This window comes from Vreelandella sp. 21, from assembly GCF_050995515.1.
GTDB lineage: Bacteria > Pseudomonadota > Gammaproteobacteria > Pseudomonadales > Halomonadaceae > Vreelandella > Vreelandella alkaliphila.
Genome location: NZ_CP194673.1, coordinates 406,050 through 427,143 on the forward strand (window position 1 = coordinate 406,050; position 21,094 = coordinate 427,143).

Annotated in this window: 19 protein-coding genes; 11 read left to right on the top strand and 8 right to left on the bottom strand. The window is 56.0% G+C overall.

What is annotated here, in order from left to right; genetic code table 11:
- Positions 1-11 precede the first annotated feature (11 nt).
- From ACN06F_RS01930 to ACN06F_RS01945, 4 genes are all read right to left on the bottom strand, one after another.
- Entirely contained in the window at positions 12-533 is a 522-nt protein-coding gene (locus ACN06F_RS01930; RefSeq protein WP_095604675.1) for a DUF501 domain-containing protein, read from the bottom strand.
- Between the two features lie 15 nt (positions 534-548).
- Positions 549-848 carry a hypothetical protein gene (locus ACN06F_RS01935; RefSeq protein ID WP_038480809.1) on the bottom strand — a complete coding sequence of 100 codons (300 nt, stop codon included), beginning with the start codon at positions 846-848 and terminating at the stop codon, positions 549-551.
- Positions 849-887: 39 nt separating this feature from the next.
- On the bottom strand, positions 888-1,295 hold the full coding sequence (locus ACN06F_RS01940) for an acyl-CoA thioesterase (RefSeq protein ID WP_038480812.1): 408 nt from the start codon (positions 1,293-1,295) through the stop codon (positions 888-890).
- Between the two features lie 64 nt (positions 1,296-1,359).
- Positions 1,360-2,166, bottom strand: coding sequence for a hypothetical protein (locus ACN06F_RS01945; RefSeq protein ID WP_038480815.1), 807 nt, complete (start codon positions 2,164-2,166; stop codon positions 1,360-1,362).
- Positions 2,167-2,398: 232 nt separating this feature from the next.
- Here ACN06F_RS01945 and ACN06F_RS01950 point away from each other — a divergent pair, with 232 nt between their 5' ends.
- Positions 2,399-2,641 carry a hypothetical protein gene (locus tag ACN06F_RS01950; protein WP_231658327.1) on the top strand — a complete coding sequence of 81 codons (243 nt, stop codon included), beginning with the start codon at positions 2,399-2,401 and terminating at the stop codon, positions 2,639-2,641.
- Between the two features lie 32 nt (positions 2,642-2,673).
- Here ACN06F_RS01950 and ACN06F_RS01955 read toward each other — a convergent pair whose 3' ends face one another.
- Positions 2,674-3,105 (bottom strand): hypothetical protein, encoded by a 432-nt coding sequence (locus ACN06F_RS01955; protein WP_038480817.1) that lies wholly within the window; start codon positions 3,103-3,105, stop codon positions 2,674-2,676.
- Positions 3,106-3,144: 39 nt separating this feature from the next.
- On the opposite strand from ACN06F_RS01955, the gene ACN06F_RS01960 reads away from it, so the two are divergent.
- Positions 3,145-4,308 carry a MalY/PatB family protein gene (locus ACN06F_RS01960; RefSeq protein WP_433924570.1) on the top strand — a complete coding sequence of 388 codons (1,164 nt, stop codon included), beginning with the start codon at positions 3,145-3,147 and terminating at the stop codon, positions 4,306-4,308.
- 11 nt (positions 4,309-4,319) lie between these two features.
- Here the strand turns inward: ACN06F_RS01960 and ACN06F_RS01965 are convergent, their stop codons facing one another.
- Positions 4,320-5,264, bottom strand: a complete 945-nt coding sequence (locus ACN06F_RS01965) for a co-chaperone YbbN (protein WP_198350095.1) — start codon at positions 5,262-5,264, stop codon at positions 4,320-4,322.
- Between the two features lie 363 nt (positions 5,265-5,627).
- Here ACN06F_RS01965 and ACN06F_RS01970 point away from each other — a divergent pair, with 363 nt between their 5' ends.
- From ACN06F_RS01970 to ACN06F_RS02000, 7 genes are all read left to right on the top strand, one after another.
- On the top strand, positions 5,628-6,773 hold the full coding sequence (locus ACN06F_RS01970; RefSeq protein WP_433924571.1) for a GlxA family transcriptional regulator: 1,146 nt from the start codon (positions 5,628-5,630) through the stop codon (positions 6,771-6,773).
- A 218-nt stretch (positions 6,774-6,991) separates the two neighbouring features.
- Positions 6,992-7,969: a dipeptidase gene (locus ACN06F_RS01975; protein ID WP_089039341.1), complete on the top strand. Its 978-nt coding sequence runs from the start codon at positions 6,992-6,994 to the stop codon at positions 7,967-7,969.
- Positions 7,970-8,050: 81 nt separating this feature from the next.
- Positions 8,051-8,596, top strand: coding sequence for a DUF5943 domain-containing protein (locus ACN06F_RS01980; RefSeq protein ID WP_193061726.1), 546 nt, complete (start codon positions 8,051-8,053; stop codon positions 8,594-8,596).
- A 24-nt stretch (positions 8,597-8,620) separates the two neighbouring features.
- Positions 8,621-10,693 carry a dimethylglycine demethylation protein DgcA gene (gene dgcA / locus ACN06F_RS01985; RefSeq protein WP_433924572.1) on the top strand — a complete coding sequence of 691 codons (2,073 nt, stop codon included), beginning with the start codon at positions 8,621-8,623 and terminating at the stop codon, positions 10,691-10,693.
- A 200-nt stretch (positions 10,694-10,893) separates the two neighbouring features.
- Positions 10,894-12,924 (top strand): (Fe-S)-binding protein, encoded by a 2,031-nt coding sequence (locus tag ACN06F_RS01990; protein ID WP_231658323.1) that lies wholly within the window; start codon positions 10,894-10,896, stop codon positions 12,922-12,924.
- Positions 12,921-14,228 (top strand): electron transfer flavoprotein subunit alpha/FixB family protein, encoded by a 1,308-nt coding sequence (locus ACN06F_RS01995; protein ID WP_231658322.1) that lies wholly within the window; start codon positions 12,921-12,923, stop codon positions 14,226-14,228. Before ACN06F_RS01990 ends, ACN06F_RS01995 begins: the two co-directional genes overlap by 4 nt.
- Positions 14,218-15,060: an electron transfer flavoprotein subunit beta gene (locus tag ACN06F_RS02000; protein WP_433924573.1), complete on the top strand. Its 843-nt coding sequence runs from the start codon at positions 14,218-14,220 to the stop codon at positions 15,058-15,060. The genes ACN06F_RS01995 and ACN06F_RS02000 overlap by 11 nt, the downstream gene beginning before the upstream one ends.
- 157 nt (positions 15,061-15,217) lie before the next feature.
- Here the strand turns inward: ACN06F_RS02000 and ACN06F_RS02005 are convergent, their stop codons facing one another.
- Positions 15,218-16,105, bottom strand: a complete 888-nt coding sequence (locus ACN06F_RS02005; RefSeq protein WP_038480844.1) for a DMT family transporter — start codon at positions 16,103-16,105, stop codon at positions 15,218-15,220.
- Between the two features lie 67 nt (positions 16,106-16,172).
- On the bottom strand, positions 16,173-17,753 hold the full coding sequence (locus ACN06F_RS02010; protein ID WP_433924574.1) for a BCCT family transporter: 1,581 nt from the start codon (positions 17,751-17,753) through the stop codon (positions 16,173-16,175).
- 244 nt (positions 17,754-17,997) lie between these two features.
- Here ACN06F_RS02010 and fdhA point away from each other — a divergent pair, with 244 nt between their 5' ends.
- Both fdhA and ACN06F_RS02020 read left to right on the top strand, forming a co-directional pair.
- Complete coding sequence (gene fdhA / locus ACN06F_RS02015; RefSeq protein ID WP_009724036.1) at positions 17,998-19,191, top strand: formaldehyde dehydrogenase, glutathione-independent; 1,194 nt, start codon at positions 17,998-18,000, stop codon at positions 19,189-19,191.
- Positions 19,192-19,374: 183 nt separating this feature from the next.
- Positions 19,375-21,093 carry an NADH-ubiquinone oxidoreductase-F iron-sulfur binding region domain-containing protein gene (locus tag ACN06F_RS02020; RefSeq protein WP_433924575.1) on the top strand — a complete coding sequence of 573 codons (1,719 nt, stop codon included), beginning with the start codon at positions 19,375-19,377 and terminating at the stop codon, positions 21,091-21,093.
- The last annotated feature ends 1 nt before the right edge of the window (position 21,094 follow it).

Below are 21,094 nucleotides of genomic sequence, written 5' to 3' on the forward strand. Positions count from 1 at the left end.
TGAATGTGCTGTTAGCTTAGGCAGCTCTGAACGTTATAGTGTTCATCCATCCATTGCCCGATCACGTTATTGCCACATAAATGGTGGGCATACTGAGTGTGCAGGCAGCGTACCTGTTGCCAGTTGCTAATGCCGCCCACACCACGCTCGGTGAGAACATCGCTATAGCCAAGCTTAGCGACTTCATCGCGTTGGGCATCACTCATATACGCCCAGCGTGCTTTAACGTAATCGTGATGGCTTTGTTGGTAAGCATCTAGAAATTCAGGTTCTTCCTGAAGGCGTTGTTCCAGCGACTTAATGACACCCACGGCTTCAATCCGTGAGATCTCAATTTTGAGCAGATCGGAGCATAGCCAGTAAAGGGTGGGAAATGGTTTGCCATCGACAATCGGCGCCATACGTAGCACAAGCGGAGTGCCGTGGGCATCGGTAGCCGCAACGGCTTCAATACCGCGGGGAGCGCGCCCGAGCTGTTGGGTGATAATAGCTAGCTGGCGCTCATCGGGCGCTTGGTCGGTACGAATTACCATTACGTTGGTATCTCACTATCGGTCATCTTGAATAAACTTATTTGAGCGGCCAACAGCACGGAAGAAGCAGCGGTTCAGCTGTTCGGGAGACGCCACATAGCACCATGTCCGCTCGCAGTACTCTGCGGCCCGCGCCATTAACACATCGTAAAGCCGATTGAACGGGGCATCATAATCGTAAGGGTCTGCGCCGAACAAGCGGATATGCGGGTAGTCAGCAAAGCGCTCCATAAAATAGCGCTCAAGGTCGGCTTCAACGGCGCGATGCTGCGCCGTATTATCCGGATCGATCCAAAGATTATAACGGATTGCCATGGGGATCTCCCAGCGCCCCGCCAAACGGAGGGGAGTGAATTAAGCCGGCGTTGGCGCGCTGTGTAAGTGTGCGGATAGCGCATCACGCAAATCACCTTCAATAGGTACCGCACGTTTCTCTTGATGGTCGTATTGCACCAGTATGGTATGCCCCACATTGGTCAGCGTGCCATGTTGGCGCGCCTCCTGAGTCACTGTAAACGAGCTGGTACCTAAACGTGTCAAATAGGTACGTAATTCGATGTCGTGGCCGTAGAACAGTTCAGCACGGTAATCGACTTCCATCCGCGCCATAATCAAACGCCACTGTTTAGGGTTGAGGTCTGGCGTAAATAGTTTGAATAAGTCGTTACGTGCCAACTCAAACCAAGCTGGCAGACGGGTATTGTTAATATGGCCTAGCGCATCGGTGTCGTAGAAAGCTGGCTCAATCATACGGGTGAACATCAGGATATCCTTATTGTTTATTAGCAATTTAGGCTAACCAGAATTACCCCTAGCGAGCGCTTGGTCAAGTGGCGCGACGTTGATACCATGCGGAGAACTGCATCCAGCCAAGTAGCCACAGTGTGGCAGTTGCGAACCCCGCTAATGTTCCCCAGAAAAGGCCTAACGTGCTGTAAGTCAAAGAAACGCATAGCGTATAACTCAGCAACGAGCCAAGCCCCATGGGGTAGTGTTTGATCACGGTTGCCGCTGGCGCGAACCCATAGTTTAGATGCAGGATGAGCAGAAATGGCAGCATGGTGACTGGAAAAGCCGCTAGCGTGCCCGCCCAAGCGGGTGGCAGCCAATGAGCGAGCCAGGTAATCACAAAAACGATGGCGGTGGCTAAGCATGCTCGCGCGGCAAGTGCAGGAAGCGAAAAGGCACGACTGGCGGGACTTTTTACATCAGGAATACTGCGGAATAACAGGCTGAATACAGCGATAGCACAGAGTGTCAGTAGCGTGCCGCTAAGCCGCGTAAAATTGAATTGGGCAAGTACGGTGCTAACCGCGAACCACGCAATAAAGCCGCCTGCTAAGCCGCCAGCGATGCCTTTGAATCCTGGCTGGCGACCTGCCACTAAATAGCCTGCAACTAACGCCATCGTTGCGGTAAAGCCCGCCAGTGTATGTACCGCGCTTTGGGTTGCAAAAAGCGGGGAAATTTCTAAACCAATAAAAAACAGCGCTAACGCCGTTCCTAATGGGTAACCCGCCAGTAGCCCCGCCATACGCGGACTGGCACGCACCGCGATGGCACCAAGCCCGAGCACCATCCCAATTGAGAGACCTAGTTTTGCCAGTTGCCAAGTGAGAGGAACCTCTATCATGCGGTGTTTTCCTTGCTGTTATTAAGTCGTTACTAGTGTTGCACGGCTATTTTATTGAGCAGCTTTAGTGTTTAAATCGTCTCAAGTGTTGCCAGCGTACGAGGCTTTCTAAACCGTGACGCGTTCAATTGACTCAAGCACCCATGCGCTTTCCCCGCCCCCAAAGCCTGAAGGTTGCGAACTGTGCCAGCGGTCAGCTTCGTTGACAAAACATCACTTGATACCGCGCTCCTTGCATAATAAGCCGCGCTATCAAAAACGTTACAGCCGTGAAGAGCGCCTAACCGCGATTGTTTGGCTTTGTCATCCTTGCCATAAGCATATTCATCGGCTGTACAGCGAGCGCGAGTTAGCAGATCGTTTTGCCAGCCTAGAAGCACTAATGAGTGATGATGACATTCGCGCGTTTGTCGATTGGCTAGCCACCAAGCCCGCTGGCTTTAAGCCAAAGTCGCCAGTGCGCAAACGCCGTTAGTGACACACATCGCCAGTGGAGATTTTCGCTAGCTACACCAGACGTAGGCCTTGTTGGTCGCGCCAAGCAGCCTCTAAGGCATTTTCGAGCGGCACTTTTAAGTGGGGCGGCAATGCATCATGGGCGGCTTGCAGCGAATCAAATGCTCGGTTGCGCAGCCAGCAGTAAGCCCAGGCACAGGCCTCCGCATCACTTTGTGGGGTGGGGCGGGCAGGCATTTGGTTGAGCAAAAATACCGCGGTGCGAGGTGCCCAGAGCGGTATCTCGCCATGCTCTTCGCGGCTCCACTGCTCAAGTATGGCACCGCTTGGCGTCTCATCGGGGGTGCCTAGTTTGGCGACCCGTGCCGTTTCAGCCAAAATGAGTGCCAGTTGGTCAGTATCGGCTTGGCCAAGAGAACGCCATTGCCGCAACAACGCCGATAGTCCCGCGCGCATCTTGGTATAAAAGTCATCTTGCGGCATGCTCAATAGTTACTCCCAAGAACATAAGTGAGATTAATTATGGCGTTTGATTTTGCCACGCCCGTCGAGCGACGCTCTCCAAAAGGGGATTATGCTTCGCAAAAATGGCACCGTTATGATGCCAACGTACTGCCGTTGTGGGTGGCAGATATGGATTTTTGCTCACCGCCCGCCGTGATTGAGGCGCTACGTGCCCGAGTGGAGCACGGTGTCTATGGCTATGGTGAAGTGCCCGATACGTTAACCGAAACCCTCTGCCAGTGGAGCGCCCACCACTACGGTTGGTCTATTCAGCCCGATTGGCAACAGTGGTTGCCTGGCGTTGTGCCCGCGTTGCACTTTGCGGCGATGGCGCTAACCAAGCCCGGAGAAGGGGTTCTCACGATTGCCCCGATTTATCCACCTTTCCTGGCCGTTGCAGAACGTACAGGACGGCTGGCCCAGCAAGCGATGTTAGCTGAGCCGGCGTCCCCTGGCGAGCCTTGGCAGTTGGATATTGACGCGTTAGAAGCCGCTATAACACCGCAAACCCGTCTACTGCTGTGGTGCCACCCGCATAACCCAACAGGGCGTGTATGGAGTGACCAGGAGCTTACCCAGTTGGCCGCGGTCGTTGAGCGGCATGATTTATGGGTGGTCTCTGATGAGTTGCACTGCGATCTGCTGTTAAACGAGGGAGCCCAACATCGCCCCTTGGCTGCCATGCTCCCGGAACTGGCTAAACGAACGATCACGCTGTGGGCGCCGTCAAAAACGTTCAACCTTGCGGGGCTGACCAGTGCCTGTGCCGTTATTCCTGATGCTGCGCTGCGTAAGCGCTTTGCTGAGGCCACAAAAGGCTTTTTGCCGGATGGCAATGTACTGGGGCTGGTTGCTGCTGAAGCGGCTTATCGCGAAGGTGAACCTTGGCGTCAAGCGCTGTTAGCGGTACTGCGTGATCACCGCGCTACGCTGCAGGCACGGGTAGCGTTATGGCCGGGAGTGACCATGAGCGAGCCAGCGTCTACCTACTTGGCGTGGCTAGATATGCGCGGGGCAGGACTAGGCGCTTCGCCCGCCAAAGCATTACTGGAACGGGCGGGCGTGGCACTTTCTGATGGGGCTGCGTTTGGCTGCCCTGGGTTCGTGCGGCTTAATTTTGGTACTACCGCTTCGCAACTGGAAGCGGCATTAGCGAGAATGGATAAGCTGCTGAAAGCCTGATCAGTACTGAATCAGTACAGCAGAGCAAATAGCTTGCGCCGATAGGTAACGGTTAGCGGATGGTCGGCACCCAGGGCGTCGAATACTTGCAATAAGGTTTTACGGGCCGCGTCGTCGTTATAGGCGCGGTCATCCTTCATCAAACCAAGCAGTCCCTCAAGGCCTGTTTCGTATTGGCCATCGGCAACATGGCGCAGTGCACGCTGGTACCTCGCTTCACTGTCGTTGCGATCACCCAGCGCGGCGACTTCTTCAACAGAAAGAGCCTGCTCGCTAAATTCGATACTGGCTCGCACGCCGCGGGCAGGTGCCGCATCGCGCTCTTCGGGGGGTAAGTTGTCGAGCACGCTGCGGGCATCATCTCCGCGTTTTTCAGCCACGAGTGCCCTTGCAAGGCCGATCTGGTAGGCGTAATGCTCTGGATACTGGCTAATCAAGGTTTGATAGATTTCGCGCGCGCCTGCAGCATTGCCCGCTGCTAATGCCTCTTCGGCTTGATCTTCTGGGCTAGGCGGAGCATCACCTGGGGCTGGGAAGTAACGGTTTAGCCACTCGCGCACTTCCTTTTCAGGTAATACGCCTTGGAAGCTATCGACCAAGCCGCCTTGGCTAACGAGCTTAACATCGGGGGCCGAGCGCACGCCTAACTGGCTGGCGATTTCCGGATTGGCTTCAATATCCAGCTTGCCAAGCAGGAAAGCCCCCGCGTATTCGACAACTAACTTTTCCAACACCGCTAGCAGAGCGTTACCACTGGCGTTTGAAGGCGAATAACAGCCCAGTAGCACTGGCACTTGCATCGATGCTTCGAGCACTTGCTGAATATTGCCAGCGTTAAGCTCAATAATAACTTCTTCAGGTGTCACGGAAGGGCGAACTGTGCCCGCTTCTTCATTGCTGGTATTAGCGGGTTCCGTGGTCAACGGATTGCCGGTACGGGGGTCAATAATGGACATGGCTAAGCTCTGCATCGCTTGAAGTGGATTACGTCATGATATGCAGGCAATCAGGTAAGGATTCAAGGAAATAGTAGTAAATAAAGTACCCACCACAAAAAGTGCTCCCCATGAATCGAAATCTGGGTCACTTATCCGGCGTTTTAATAGCGACCTCTACTGTTGCGTTTACGACGTATCGCTTAGTTTGCAAGATGGTTTTGTCGCTATTCGGCGTATTCGTGCCAGAATGCGACTCAAGAGTAATGCCACCCCGGCACGAGTGAGTGTTCACTGCAGTAATGGGAAACTAAAGAAGCGCCAGCGCCACCTATACTAATAAAAAGAAAAACTGATGATCTAAAGGTGACGGAGGGTAAATCGATGACATCAGACAAAGCAAAAGACCTGACAGCAAATCTCCATCGTGCGGGCGAACCGCAAACCCTTGGTTTTCTCCTGTTAGATAATTTCACGCTAATTTCCCTGGCTTCAGCCATTGATCCTTTGCGGATGGCCAATCAATTGGCCGGCCGTGAACTATACCGCTGGTATACCCTGACCCAAGACGGCTTGCCGGTACGTGCCAGTGATGGGTTGCAAGTAACGCCTGACGCCTCTATGCACACCCCCTTGTCGCTAGAGTGGGTCGTTGTGTGCGGAGGAGTGGGGCCTCAGCATAGTGTTACTCGTGAGCATGTGCGTTGGCTTCAGTCGCAGTCGCGTCAACTAAGACGTTTAGGCTCGGTGTGTACCGGCAGCTGGGCGCTAGGCCAGGCGGGGCTGCTTGATCACTATGAAACCAGCATCCACTGGGAGTGTTTGGCTTCCATGCAGGAAGCTTTCCCGAATGTCATTCTGACGACCTTTCTGTTTTCGATTGACCGGGATCGCTTCACGGCGTCTGGCGGCACAGCGCCGCTCGATATGATGCTGAACCTGATTGCTCATGATCATGGACGCGAGCTGTCGGCAGGTATCTCCGAGATGTTTATCTATGAGCGTGTGCGTAACGAGCAGGATCAGCAGCGCGTTCCTCTTAAACACGTACTCGGCACTACCCAGCCTAAACTGTTGGAAATTGTCGCACTGATGGAATCCAACCTTGAGGAACCGATCGAACTCGATGAACTCGCTCGTTATGTTAATGTTTCGCGTCGTCAGTTAGAGCGTCTGTTCCAGCGCTACCTGCTCTGCTCGCCATCGCGTTATTATCTCAAACTGCGCTTAGTGCGCGCTAGACAGCTGCTCAAGCAGACGCCTTTATCGATCATCGAGATTGCTTCCGTTTGTGGTTTCGTTTCTACGCCCCATTTTTCTAAGTGTTACCGTGAATACTTTGGCGTACCGCCGAGAAATGAGCGCCTCGGGGTGCACGATCGGCAAGGAAATAATCACGCCAAGTCGCTACCGCTGATCAAGCGGTGGGGGAGCGAACCCAATACCAATGAGCCTTTCTCAAGCGCTCAGCAGGCACTGGCGTGTGCTCAGGGAGAGCCTACCTTTGCCAGCGTGACGCTGTTGAACTGATATCTCCTACGCAGCCGACAATGAGAACGTGCTACCCAGCGTCGGGTAGCACGTTTTTTTATATCGATGCCACGCTGCTGCAACTATCAAAAGATCTCAAGTAGCTGTCGTGTTCACGACACAATGACGTTTTTGGAATTTCCGTCGTCGTTTCCAAGAGCAGCCCGACCCAACGTCAGCGCTATGCTCGCTACATAAATCAATGTTGGAGCTTAGCTATGACACCCTCAGAACTGCACGATGACGCTATCGTCATCGATGGCTTGATTATCGCCAAATGGAATCGTGAGCTGCTTGAGGACATGCGTCGCGGTGGTTTGACAGCTGCTAACTGCACTGTTTCGGTGTGGGAAGGGTTTCAGGCCACGGTCGATAATATCGTCAAGTCGAACCAACTGATGGCTGAGTGTAGCGACCTGGTACGCCCGGTACGCACCACCGCTGATATCACGCGTGCGAAAGAAGAGGGCAAGACAGGGATCATCTTTGGTTTCCAGAATGCGCATGCGTTTGAGGATCAAATCGGCTACGTAGAGATCTTCAAGCAACTGGGCGTAGGCATCGTGCAGATGTGCTACAACACCCAGAATCTAGTGGGAACCGGCTGTTACGAGCGTGACGGCGGACTGTCTGGCTTTGGCCGTGAGATCGTCGCCGAAATGAACCGTGTTGGCATTATGTGCGATCTCTCTCATGTCGGTGCCAAGACCTCTGAAGAGGTGATTCTCGAATCCAAAAAGCCGGTCTGTTATTCCCACTGCCTGCCCTCCGGTCTCAAAGAGCACCCGCGCAACAAATCCGATCAAGAGCTTAAGTTCATTGCTGACCATGGCGGTTTCGTCGGTGTCACCATGTTCGCACCTTTTCTCAAAAAGGGCATCGACTCCACCATCGAAGACTACTGCGAAGCGATCGAGTACGTCATGAATATCGTCGGTGAAGATGCTATCGGCATTGGCACTGATTTCACCCAAGGGCACGGTCAAGAGTTCTTCGAGTGGCTGACTCACGACAAGGGCTACGCCCGTCGTTTGACAGACTTTGGCAAGATCATTAATCCCAAAGGCATTCGCACCATCGGAGAGTTCCCCAATCTCACCGAGGCGCTCCTTAAGCGCGGCTTTAGTGAAACTCAGGTAAGGAAGGTCATGGGTGAGAACTGGGTGCGCGTCCTCAAGGATGTCTGGGGCGCCTAAACGCTTGCTCCATAAGATTGATAGGAGCGATGGGATAAGCCTGCTCCTTAGCCAAGAATAATGATGTAGAGGATGATACCCGTGACCAAACTGGCCCCCGCACTGCCTATCGAAGTCGATAGTGAAACCGGCGTCTGGACGACTGATGCGCTGCCGATGCTCTATGTACCACGGCACTTTTTTATCAACAACCATGTGGCCGTCGAAGAGGCACTAGGTGCTGAAAAGTACGCTGAAATCCTCTATCACGCTGGCTACAAGAGCGCCTGGCACTGGTGTGAGAAAGAAGCCGAGTGCCATGGCCTCGAAGGTGAAGCCGTTTTTGAGCACTACATGCTGCGTCTCTCTCAGCGTGGCTGGGGCCACTTCATCACCGAACAGATTGATCTTGACGCTGGCACGGCTCAGGTGCGGCTAGAACATAGCGCCTTCGTTTACCAACTGGGTAAGGTTGGGCGCAAGGTCGAGTACATGTTCACTGGCTGGTTTGCTGGGGCCATGAATCAAATTCTCGCTGCACGGGGTAGTACGCTGCGCACCGTTGCTGAGCAGACGCAGAGCGCTGCCGAACCCGGCTGTGATGTCGGCGTCTTCGCTGTCAAACCGCTGCCCGATGCTGCCCACTAACCCTGGGTGTGAGGAGAGATAACCATGGCATTTGACGCAATCTTTGAGCCAATCGAGATCGGCAAGCTGACTATCCGTAACCGTGTGGTCAGTACCGCTCATGCCGAGGTGCATGCCACTGACGGTGGTATGACGACTGAGCGCTACGTCAGGTATTACGAAGAAAAATCCAAGGGTGGCTGTGGCCTATGTATCTGCGGTGGCTCATCAGTGGTGTCCATTGATAGCCCTCAGGGTTGGTGGAGCTCGGTGAACCTTTCCACTGACCGCATCATTCCACACTTTCAGAATCTGGCGGACGCCGTGCACAAGCATGGTGGCAAGATCATGATCCAGATTACCCACATGGGACGCCGCTCACGCTGGGACGGCTTCGATTGGTCGACCCTGGTATCCCCCTCTGGTATCCGCGAGCCGGTGCACCGCTCCACCTGCAAGACCATCGAGGAGGAGGAGATCTGGCGCATCATCGGCGACTTCGCCCAGGCCGCGCGCCGGGCCAAGGAAGGCGGCCTCGACGGCGTCGAGCTATCCGCCGTTCACCAGCACCTGATCGACCAGTTCTGGAGCCCGCGGGTCAACAAGCGCGAGGACCAGTGGGGCGGTAGTTTCGAAAATCGTATGCGCTTCGGCATGGAAGTACTCAAAGCGGTACGTGCCGAAGTGGGCGATGACTTCGTGGTGGGTATGCGCATTTGCGGTGACGAGTTCCACCCGGACGGTCTTTCTCACGACGATATGAAGCAGATCGCCGCCTACTACGATGCCACTAAAATGGTCGATTTCTTCGGCGTTATCGGTTCTGGCTGCGACACTCACAACACCCTCGCCAACGTCATTCCTAATATGTCCTACCCGCCGGAGCCTTTTCTACATCTGGCGGCGGGGATCAAGGAAGTGGTGAATGTGCCGGTGATCCACGCCCAGAATATTAAAGATCCCAATCAGGCCCAGCGTATTCTCGAAGGGGGCTACGTGGATTTGGTGGGCATGACCCGGGCGCATATTGCTGACCCTCATCTGATCGCCAAGATCAAGATGGGGCAGATAGATCAGATTAAACAGTGCGTGGGGGCTAACTACTGCATCGACCGCCAATACCAGGGCCTGGATGTACTGTGTATTCAAAACGCTGCCACCGCCCGGGAATACATGGGCCTGCCGCATATCATTGAAAAGACCGAGGGCGTTAAGCGTAAAGTTGTGGTGGTTGGCGGTGGCCCCGGCGGCATGGAGGCAGCTCGCGTTGCTGCTGAGCGCGGCCATGATGTCACTCTGTTTGAGGCGGCTGACGCCCTGGGCGGGCAGATCACTATCGCTGCTCAGGCGCCGCAGCGCGACCAAATCGCCGGTATCACTCGCTGGTACCAACTGGAGTTGGCGCGGCTGAAAGTTGACCTGCGCCTAGGGGCTCGCGCCGATGAGGCAACCTTGCTTGATCTACGCCCCGATATCGTGGTGCTAGCCACCGGTGGCCAACCCTTCCTTAGCCAGCACCCGGAGTGGGGCTATTCAGAGAATGCTGAGGAGAGCCTGGTGGTCAGCACCTGGGATATTCTCTCAGGTAAGGTGGCGCCAGGTAAAAACGTGCTGATTTATGACGCCATCTGCGAATTCTCCGGCGTCTCAGCGGCAGATTTTCTAGCTGATAAGGGCGCCAAGGTCGAGATCGTCACCGACGATATCAAGCCCGGCGCGGCGGTGGGCGGCACCACCTTCCCCACTTATTACCGCAGCCTATACGAGAAAGAAGTGATCATGTCCTCTGACTTGATGCTGCATAAGGTCTACCGCGAGGGCGACAGTCTCGTGGCAGTGCTCGAAAATGAGTACACCGGTGCCTTGGAAGAGCGCGTGGTTGATCAGGTGGTCGTCGAAAACGGCGTGCGTCCTGACGAGGCGCTTTATTACGCCCTCAAAGAGCAGTCTCGCAACAAAGGGCAGGTGGATCTGGAGGCGCTCTATGCCATCCAGCCTCAGCCTAGCCTGAGCGAAGAAGGGGACGACTTTTTACTCTTCCGCCTGGGCGACTGCACGGCTCCGCGTAATACCCATGCGGCCATCTACGATGCCCTGCGAATCTGCAAGGACTTTTGACCTGAGCGAGAGCCGGGGCGCCGGTGGTAGACCGTAGCGAGGGTCATTTGCCATGGCCGTAAAACAGTTCCATACGTTTACGGCATTTCCGCCATCCATGGCGGTCAGATGGCAAATGTAGCGCCCAGGGATGGGTTTACAGCGCCCTCGCAGAGGTCTGCCGCCGGAGCAGCCCCGCCGCGAAAGATAAGGTGAGTACCATGCTCGAAACGCTCTTGCCGATACTGATTTTTACTGCCCTGGCCCTGGCAGTAATCGGCGCTGTACGCCGTATACGCCTGTGGCGTCAGGGGCGCCCCTCGCGGGTGAACCTGCTCCAGGGGTTGATGGCCCTGCCGCGCCGCTATTTGGTGGATCTGCACCATGTCGTGGGGCGCGACAAAATGATCTCCAATACCCACGTAGCCACCGCCGGAGGCTTCGTGGCTGCCGCCGTGCTGATGATCCTGGTGCATGGTCTTGGTATCGCCAACCCATTGCTAGGCGGGTTGCTGTTACTGGCTAGCACCTCCATGTTCGTCGGTAGCCTCTTTGTAGCGCGTCGGCGGCTTAACCCTCCTGCACGGCTCTCCAAAGGCCCCTGGATGCGGCTGCCAAAGAGCCTGATGGCGTTTTCGATAGGCGTCTTCCTGATCACACTGCCCACAGTAGGTTTGTTGCCTGACGGGTTAGTAGAAGGCAGCGGTAGCTGGCTTCTGGCGCTGGTGTTGGCGGGCGTTGTGGTTTGGGGTCTGGGCGAAATGTTCTTTGGCATGACCTGGGGCGGCCCAATGAAGCACGCCTTCGCTGGCGCCTTACATCTCGCCTTTCACCGTCGTGCTGAGCGCTTTGGTGGTGGCCGGTCAACGGGGCTCAAAGCACTGAACCTGGAAGATGAAGCGGCGCCTCTGGGCGTGGAAAAGCCAACTGACTTTACCTGGAATCAACTGCTGGGCTTCGATGCCTGCGTGCAGTGCGGTCGCTGCGAGGCAGTGTGCCCTGCGTTTGCTGCTGGTCAACCGCTCAATCCTAAAAAGCTGATTCAAGACATGGTGGTGGGTTTTGCCGGTGGTAGCGATGCTGGCTATGCCGGTTCTCCTTATCCTGGTAAGCCAGTGGGAGAGCACCAAGGCGCTCCCCATGCGCCTATCGTGGCGCCTGTTGTTATGAAAGAGGGAAAGGCGTTGGTTGACGCCGAGACTCTCTGGTCGTGCACGACCTGCCGTGCCTGTGTCGAGGAGTGCCCAATGATGATTGAGCACGTGGATGCGATTGTCGATATGCGCCGCCACCTGACCTTGGAGCGGGGTAAGACACCCAATAAAGGTGCTGAGGTGCTCGACAACCTGATTGCTACCGACAACCCCGGCGGTTTCGACCCAGGCTCACGGCTCAACTGGGCGGCGGATCTTAACCTACCGTTAATGGCTGACCTAAAGCAGGTTGATGTGCTGTTGTGGTTGGGGGATGGCGCCTTTGATATGCGTAACCAGCGAACCCTACGTGCCCTGGTTAAAGTACTGCGTGCTGCCGAAGTAGACTTCGCCGTGTTAGGTGCTGAAGAGCGCGACAGCGGTGATGTGGCAAGACGATTGGGCGATGAAGCGACGTTCCAATCCCTGGCTAAGCGCAATATTGCCACCCTGGCCAAGTATCGCTTCCAGCAGATTGTCACCTGTGATCCGCATAGTTTTCATGTGCTGGGCAATGAGTACGGCGACTTTCTTCAAGAAGGGCAGGGTGGCAGCGATTTCAATGCCAGCTACGAGGTGCGTCACCACAGTACCTTTATTGCTGAATTGTATGATGCAGGACGGCTGACCTTTGCTCCCTGGAAAGGTGGCAGCGTTACTTATCACGACCCATGTTATTTGGGACGCTATAACGGTGAATACGAAGCCCCTCGGCGAGTGCTTAAAGCGCTGGGCATCCAGGTGGCCGAGATGGAGCGCTCTGGGTTCCGTTCGCGCTGCTGTGGCGGCGGCGGTGGGGCGCCAATCACGGATATCCCTGGTGAGCGCCGAATCCCCGATATGCGCATGAATGATGTTAAAGAGAGCGGCGCCGAGCTAGTGGCGGTGGGCTGTCCACAGTGCACTGCCATGCTGGAAGGTGTGGTGGATGCCAGTGCTGAAGTGCGCGATATCGCCGAACTGGTAGCTGATGCCCTGGTTGAGCGTCCTGCTGGCGATGTGTCTGGGGTATCCCGCCGAACCACTGCAGTGACGACTGCTGAAGAGGTGACCTTATGAGTGAGATTATTCGCCGCGATCCGCGTCGCGAGTGGATCGCCCGGAACCGTCTTCATCCAGACCACGCCAGTGTGCTCGCCGCTCTTGGTGTAAACAGTGAGGGCGGCGGAGCAGCCAGTGAGTGGCTGGGGCCCAACGGTGTGGTGCGTAAGAATCCTCGTGCCATTGGTTTTATCGGCCCGAATGGCGTCAAACGGATTGATCGTAGCGGCCTCCAGCAAGGTAGACAGGCCGCCGCGACCACCACGGCGGCCCGCGATAGTCGCCGTAGGGTGACTATTGATCAGCCCGCTTTTCTGGTAGCAGTAGTACCTGACCTGACCGGTGGCCGCCTTTCAAGCCATGATAAGGATCTGTTAGGACTAGCCAGACGCGTGGCGGATGCCGACGCCGAACAGCCTGGTGCCGTGGTGGCGATCCTGTTTGGTGAGCATAAGGGCGAGGGGGACGGCGAGCATAAGGAAGAAGCGCTTGGCGACGCCGGGATCGATCGCGTCGTGCATCTTGATGATGAACTTTACGCTGGGTTTGCTCCCGAGGCACGGCTGGCGGTGTTAAGTGCCGTCGAACGTGAGATGACGCCGCGCTTCTGGCTGTTGCCGGACTCCCCCCTAGGCGGAGCTGATCTGGGGCGGCGGCTTGCCTTACGCCTGGGTGAGCGCGCTGCCACGGGGGTGTGGCAGGTGGAAGTTGATAATGAGGCCTCCTTGGGTTGGCGCTGCACTACCCGTGGCGCCGCTGGAAGCCTGGATATCCAGCGCCCTCTGCCGCGGGTTGCCCTGGCACTGGCCGAGTGCGCTGAGCCGATGGATGAGACGCGGCATGCGGCCGAGTGCCAGACCTTGGCGGCGCCAATTCCCATCACTCTATCGCGCATTGAAGATCTGGGGCAGGTGGCGGTGGATCCCGCTGGCGTGGCGTTGGCCGAGGCTGAATTCATCCTCTCTGGTGGCAATGGTGTTAAACAGTGGGACGCCTTCCACCATGCTGCGAAAGTACTAGGCGCTACCGAAGGGGCCTCGCGTGTCGCGGTGGATGACGGCTTTATGGCTCGTGATCGGCAGGTAGGTGCAACCGGCACCTGGGTAACCGCCCGAGTCTATATGGCGGTGGGTATTTCAGGCGCGATCCAGCACCTACAGGGCATTCAGCGCTGCGACAAGGTGGTGGCAATCAATCTCGATCCGGGGTGCGACATGATCAAACGCGCAGACCTGGCGGTGATAGGCGACAGCACGCAAATTCTTGCTGCGTTAGTGGCGATGGTGGAACAGCAGCGAGGAGGGCAGCGCGATGCGGCCTGAACAACAGCAAAAACAACAAAAGCCGGGTATCAACGTGGCGGTGCTGGTCTCCATAGGCCGTCACCCCACAACCGGTCGTGCGAGGCGCGCCGAGCAGGATGCACGGGGTCTGGAACTTGCTCTAGCCATGGAAGCAGAACTGCCGGGTAGTCGGATTGACGTACTGCACGCTGGTTCTCAGGATGTCGACAGCGAGGCAGCTCTGCGCAGTTACTTGGGTATGGCCACAGGCGTTGGTATGGGGCTTGAGTCCATGACTTTGCTGGAGCAGCCTGAAGGCAGCGATGCTATTCTGCCGCTGGTGGAACATTTAGCCGCTACCTCGCCCCAACTAGTGATCACCGGTGCCCGGGCCGAGCGCGGAGAAGGTTCTGGGCTTTTGCCCTATGCGTTGGCGGAGCATCTCGGTTGGCCGTTAGTGAATAGCTTGGCGTCGATAGAGACAGTGGAGAATGGTGTGATAACGCTGCTTCAGGCGTTGCCACGGGGCCAGCGTCGCCGTCTCAAGGTGCGCTTGCCCGCCATCATCAGCGTGGATGAAGCAGCGCCGGCGGCGCGTCAGAGCGCCTTCGGCCCGGCTCGTCGAGCCACCTTCTTGGTGGCGCCCACTACCTCTGAAGCCGACAGTGAGTTGGCCCAGTGGCACTTGAGCCCCGCACGTAAACGGCCTAAGCGTCTGAAAATCATCAAAGCCGCCTCTGCAAGAGACCGCTTCAAGGCGGCGGCTTCCAAAGCCGAGGGCAAGGGCGGGCAAGTGCTTACCGACGTTACCCCTGAGCAGGGCGCCGAGGCGATCTACAAGCTGCTCAAGGAAGAGGGCGTGCTGCGCTGAAGCTTTTTGATCACGGCATGTTAGCAATCTTAAAGCCCGCCCTCTGTTGGCGGGCTTCTTGTTATCTATTGTTTAATCTCTGAGTCTTTATTTTCGAAGCCTTTACGTTTTAAGTCTTTACGTTCTCTGTCGTTATCTTCTTCTATGTTGTTATGACCTACTTGCCAGTAAAGCCTGGATAAAGCCGCAGGCGCTGTCTTTCCAGGTGTAAACCCATCCAGGCGTGTAGTACTAGTACCGTGATGACGATGGCCCCGCCCAGTAGCGTTGATGCCGTCGGCGTCTCGCCTAGTAGCCACCAAACCCATAGTGTGCCCAATGCGGTTTCCACCAGGTAAAACAGTGCCACCTCGGTAGACGGCAGGTAGCGGGTGGCGCTATTGATCAGCACCGTGGCCAGGGGCATCTGCACTAGCCCCATCAGTGCCAGCACGCCATAACGCTCGGCATCAAGCGCCAGCGGTGAGGCCATGGGCAGAGCAATTGCTGCTGAGAGCAGTCCGCCACCAGCAATCACCGTCATGGGGTCAATGGCTGGATAGCGGCGTAGCAAGGTCAGGTTACCGCCGATGGCCGCCGCAGCCGTTAAGGCATACAGGTTACCCGCCAGCATTCCCATGGCTCCTTCGCCCAAGAACACCAAACCCATACCCAGCATGCAGACGGCAATGGCTACCAACGTTCTTAGCGGCACCTTTTCATGTAGGAAAACTCGTGAAAACAGTGCGGCAAACAGTGGCGCTGTGCTCAGTATTACTACCACGTTGGCCACATTGGCGTTCATCACTGCGAGTACGAAGAGGCTCGACATTAGACCCAGCAGCAGCGCTGAGGCGAGTGACGAAAACGGATGGCTTCTCAGTGCCCCTAATCGATTACCCACACAGCACAGGACTCCCAGTACGCAGAACATCAAAAAACCGCGCCAGAATACGATAGTCCAGCCATCGGTATTGGCTAGGCGGATCAGCAGACCGTCGAAACTGAGGAACACCACGCCCAGTATCACCATGGCCAGACCGCGCTGGTAAGAATTTGACTGCATTGTCTTGGTTCCTGGTCGGTAAAAGAGAGCAACCGCCCGCTAGTTGAGCGGGCGGTTGCGGGGGAGGTTACTTGGCGGTTTTGGGTATCGCGTTAAGCTGTTGCCACTCCTTATTAAGGCCTACGTAAAGGCTGACGCACATCATTAATAGTACCAGTGTGAAGGGCAGCCCCGTGGCTACCGCGCCCGCCTGAAGCGCACTGAGTGCGGTGCTACCGCCGCCATACAACAGCACTCCTGCAATGACACCTTCAAGTGCGGCCCAGAAAACACGCTGGCCCTTAGGGGCATCGGTTTTGCCACCAGCGGTGATGTTATCGATTACCAACGAGCCGGAGTCTGATGAAGTGATGAAGAAAACCAGCACCAGGATAATGGCTAGTGTTGACGTTATGCTGGTGAGAGGCAACTGTTCCAGCATATGGAACATGGCAAGCGAGACATCACCGATGCCGTTGGCCAGTTCGCCTACGCCGTTAGTCGCCTGAAAAAGCGCTGTGCCGCCGAAGGCGCTCATCCAAACCAAGGTGACTAGCGTTGGTACCAGCAGTACGGCAATTAGAAACTCCCGAACGGTACGTCCACGCGATACGCGAGCGATAAACATGCCGACAAACGGAGACCAGGAAATCCACCACGCCCAGTAAAAGATGGTCCAGCCGTGGTACCAGGTGTCGTCCTCGCGTCCAATCCAGTTCGATAGCGGCAAAAGGTGGCTTACATAGTCTAGCGTTGTGGTGCCAATCCCTGTCAATATCATCAGGGTCGGGCCTGCTATCACAACGAATAGAAGCAGTATCGCTGCGATGATCATATTAATGTTTGAGAATAGCTTTACGCCCCCGTCGATACCCCGCCATACCGAGAATAGTGCAATCACCGTGACTACTAGGATAATCGCCAGCTGAGTACCAATAGTGTTGGGGGTGCCGAACAGATAGGCGAGCCCACCTGCCGCTTGGGTAGCGCCAAAGCCAAGCGAGGTGGCTAGGCCAAAAATGGTGGCGAGTACGGCAAGAATATCGATGATATGACCTGCCCAGCCGCGGGTATGCTCACCTAGAAGTGGATAAAATGCGGAGCGAAGGGTGAGTGGCAGGCCCTTATTATAGGCAAAGAAAGCCAGCGAGAGTGCGACGACTGCGTAGATTGCCCAGGGGTGCAGCCCCCAATGAAACATGGTCGCGCCCATGGCAGCACTAGCGCCTTCCGGCGTGCCTGCGGGGGCATTGAGGGGCGTACCGTACCAGTCGGTGTAGTAGGCCACTGGCTCAGCAACGCTCCAGAACATTAGGCCGATACCCATACCCGCCGCAAAAAGCATGGCGAACCAGGACGTGCGCGAGTACTCCGGCTTGGCATCGCTGCCGCCCAAACGAATTCGCCCGAGCGGCAAGCAAATCAGTACGAGGCAGAACACCACAAAGGTATTGCCTGCAATCATAAACAGACAGTCAAAGTGTTCAATTGACCAGTTCTTGGCAAGCCCTAGATGCGTGTTAGCAGCATCCGGGTAAACCAGTGCGTAAAGAATGAATAGCAGAATGGCGAGAGCAGAGAGTGGGAATACGGGGTTATGAAAATCTAACCCCATTATCTGAGTATTGTCCTGTCCGGGCGACAGGACAGGATCGTCATTGTTCTTCATTAGATGTCCTTGGTGGCTATTGTTAGATATCGGCTATGCGCCCGCATCGCCGACACAACGGATTGTTGGGCCTGTTTCAGGGTAAGAGTGTCGTGAAAGCGACCTCTAGCTATTCGTCTTGGCTAGGATGTCTTGAATAGATATGTGAGTGCCTTTGTGGGGTAAGTCCTTAGGCACGGAGGGGATAGGGTGGGAAAGCGCAATCCACCATCAAGCGCACAACAATAAACAACAGGAGCTAGCCATGAATGCAGCCAACCGCGGAGTGGTCTATAAAGGGCCGGGTGAAGTCGCCGTCGAATCTATTGCCTATCCTGAGCTCGCCATCGGTAATCGAAAGTGTGAGCACGGCGTCATTCTTAAAGTCGTCACCACCAATATCTGTGGCAGCGACCAGCATATGGTGCGCGGCCGCACCACTGCGCCATCCGGCTTGGTGCTGGGTCACGAAATCACCGGCTTGGTGGTGGAGTGTGGTCGCGACGTCGAGTTTATCCAGCCCGGCGATCTAGTCTCTGTGCCGTTTAATATTGCCTGCGGTCGCTGCCGTAACTGTAAAGAAGGTCGTACCGGCATCTGTCTGAATGTGAACCCCTCTCGTCCAGGGGCTGCTTATGGCTATGTCGATATGGGTGGCTGGGTGGGTGGCCAGACCGAGTATGTCATGGTTCCCTACGCGGACTTTAATTTGCTGAAGTTCCCGGACACCGATCAAGCGATGGAGAAAATCAAAGATTTAACCCTGCTTTCCGATATCTTCCCCACCGGCTTCCACGGTTGTGTTACTGCTGGTGTTGGCCCCGGCAGTACTGTCTATATTGCAGGTGCTGGCCCTGTGGGCCTGGCGGCGGCAGTTTCTGCGCAGTTGCTTGGCGCGGCTTGTGTGATTGTCGGCGATATGGTCGAAGACCGTTTAGCCCAAGCGCGAAGCTTTGGCTGCGAGACCATTGACCTGACCCAGGACGGCGACATGGCCGACAAGATTGAGGTGATTCTCGGCGAGCGCGAAGTCGATGCCTTTGTCGACTGTGTTGGTTTCGAGGCCCACGCCTGCGGCTGCAACCATGGTAAAGAAGCACCTGCGACCGTGCTTAACTCGGCGATGTCGCTAACTCGCGCGGGTGGCCAAATCGGTATTCCTGGCCTGTATGTGACCGAAGACCCAGGTGCCGCTGACGATGCCGCTAAGCAGGGTGCTTTGAGTATGCGCTTTGGCCTCGGCTGGGCCAAATCCCACAGTTTTCATACTGGACAGTGCCCAGTAATGAAGTACCACCGCCCGCTGATGCAGGCTATTCTATTCGGAAAAGTTAAGATCGCCGATGCGGTAAATGTACAGATGATCACCCTGGATCAGGCGCCCCAAGGATATGCCGACTTCGATGGTGGAGCCGCCAAGAAATTTGTCATTGATCCCCACGGCAGTGTGCCTGCATAAGGCGGAAGCACCTGCCCGCCCGCAGGGAGGGGATACGAGATAGATAGTTAGAAATAGATAGTTAGAAATAGATAGTTCGGTATAGATAGTTCAGGATAGATAGTAAGACCCTAGACGGCACCCCGCGGGGTGCCGTCTTCGTTCATTCGGTATACCGCCGATCAAGATAATAATGAGTGACCCATGACCGTCCAGACCGTGACCCCCAAGCGCCGCTTTCGCGGCAAGCCCCGCGGCCGTGAACTCGATCCCATCCGTCTTGAGGGATTGCGTGAGCTGCTGGGCGATGAACGCAACGATGCCACCTTGCGTCGACGCGATTTATTAATCGAACACCTGCATGCTCTTCAGGATGCCCGAGGGCATTTGTTGTTGGCAGACCTGCGTGCCCTGGCAACTTATATGAACCTGCCGATGGCAGCGATTTATGAGACAGCTACCTTTTATGCTCACTTCGACGTCATCCATGACGATCAGGACGTGCCCCCAGCGTTGACAATCCGCGTTTGTGACTCTCTGGCTTGCCAGTTAGCTGGCGCTGAGACGCTTAAAGCGCAGTTGGAAGCAAACGTCGATATCGAGCAGGTGCGGGTGTTGCGCGCGCCATGCATGGGGCGCTGCGACACAGCACCCGTAGTGGAGGTCGGCCATCACCACTTAGGTCGAGCCGATGCGGCTCAAGTTCAGGCAGCCATCGATGGCGATAACACTCACCCTGAGCCTATCGATTGGCAACGACTTGATAGCTATCGCAGCGAGGGTGGTTTTGCATTGCTCCAGGCCTGCCGCAACGGGGAAGTAACGGTCGAAGCATTGATGGAAGCGGTGCAGCAGGCCAACCTTCGCGGTTTAGGGGGCGCGGGTTTTCCTACTTTTAAGAAATGGCACTTTGTGCGTCAGGAGGCTGGCCCTCGCTACTGTGCCATTAATGCTGACGAAGGCGAACCCGGTACCTTTAAGGATCGTTATTATCTGGAACGCTCACCGCACCAGTTTCTTGAAGGTGCCTTGGTCAGTGCTTGGGCGGTAGACGCCGAGGCGCTGTATATTTACCTACGCGACGAGTATCCAGCGTTACATGTCGTGCTGCGCGAGGCGATTGGCGAGCTTGAGGCCGCTGGCCTAGTGGCGCTGGGATATATCGTGCTGCGCCGCGGCGCGGGTGCTTACATCTGCGGCGAAGAGTCGGCGATGATTGAGTCCCTGGAAGGCAAACCGGGCAAGCCCCGCCATCGTCCTCCGTTTGTGGCTCAGAAAGGGCTCTTTGACCGCCCAACGCTGGTCAATAACGTCGAGACCGTCTACTGGATCCCGATGATCTGGCAGCGCAGCGCTGAGGCTTTCTCCAGTCAGGGCCGCCATGGCCGCGTGGGGCTGCGCAGTTTCTCGGTTTCGGGGCGCGTTAAGCAGCCTGGCGTTTATCTGGCGCCTGCTGGCATTACGCTAAGCGAGTTAATTGACGAGTATTGTGGCGGCATGGCGGAAGGTCACCGCTTGGCGGCTTATCTGCCTGGTGGCGCCTCTGGCGGCATTCTGCCCGCCACTAAAGCCAATATTCCTCTCGACTTTGACACTCTCCAGGAGCACGGCTGTTTTATCGGTTCCGCTGCGGTGATCGTGCTTTCTGATCAGGACAATCTGCGCGGGGTTGCTGCCAACCTATTAGCTTTCTTTGCCGATGAGTCCTGTGGCCAGTGCACGCCGTGTCGGGTGGGAACCGAAAAAATGCTCACCCTGCTTGAGCGTAATGAATGGGATGCTGGACTTATGACGCAGCTTTCCCAAGTGATGATAGATGCCTCAATTTGCGGGCTGGGTCAGGCGGCACCGAACCCAGTATTGGGCTTGCTCAAGGATTTTCGCAGTGAACTGGCTGCCCAGAACGTTATCGTCAAGGGATAAG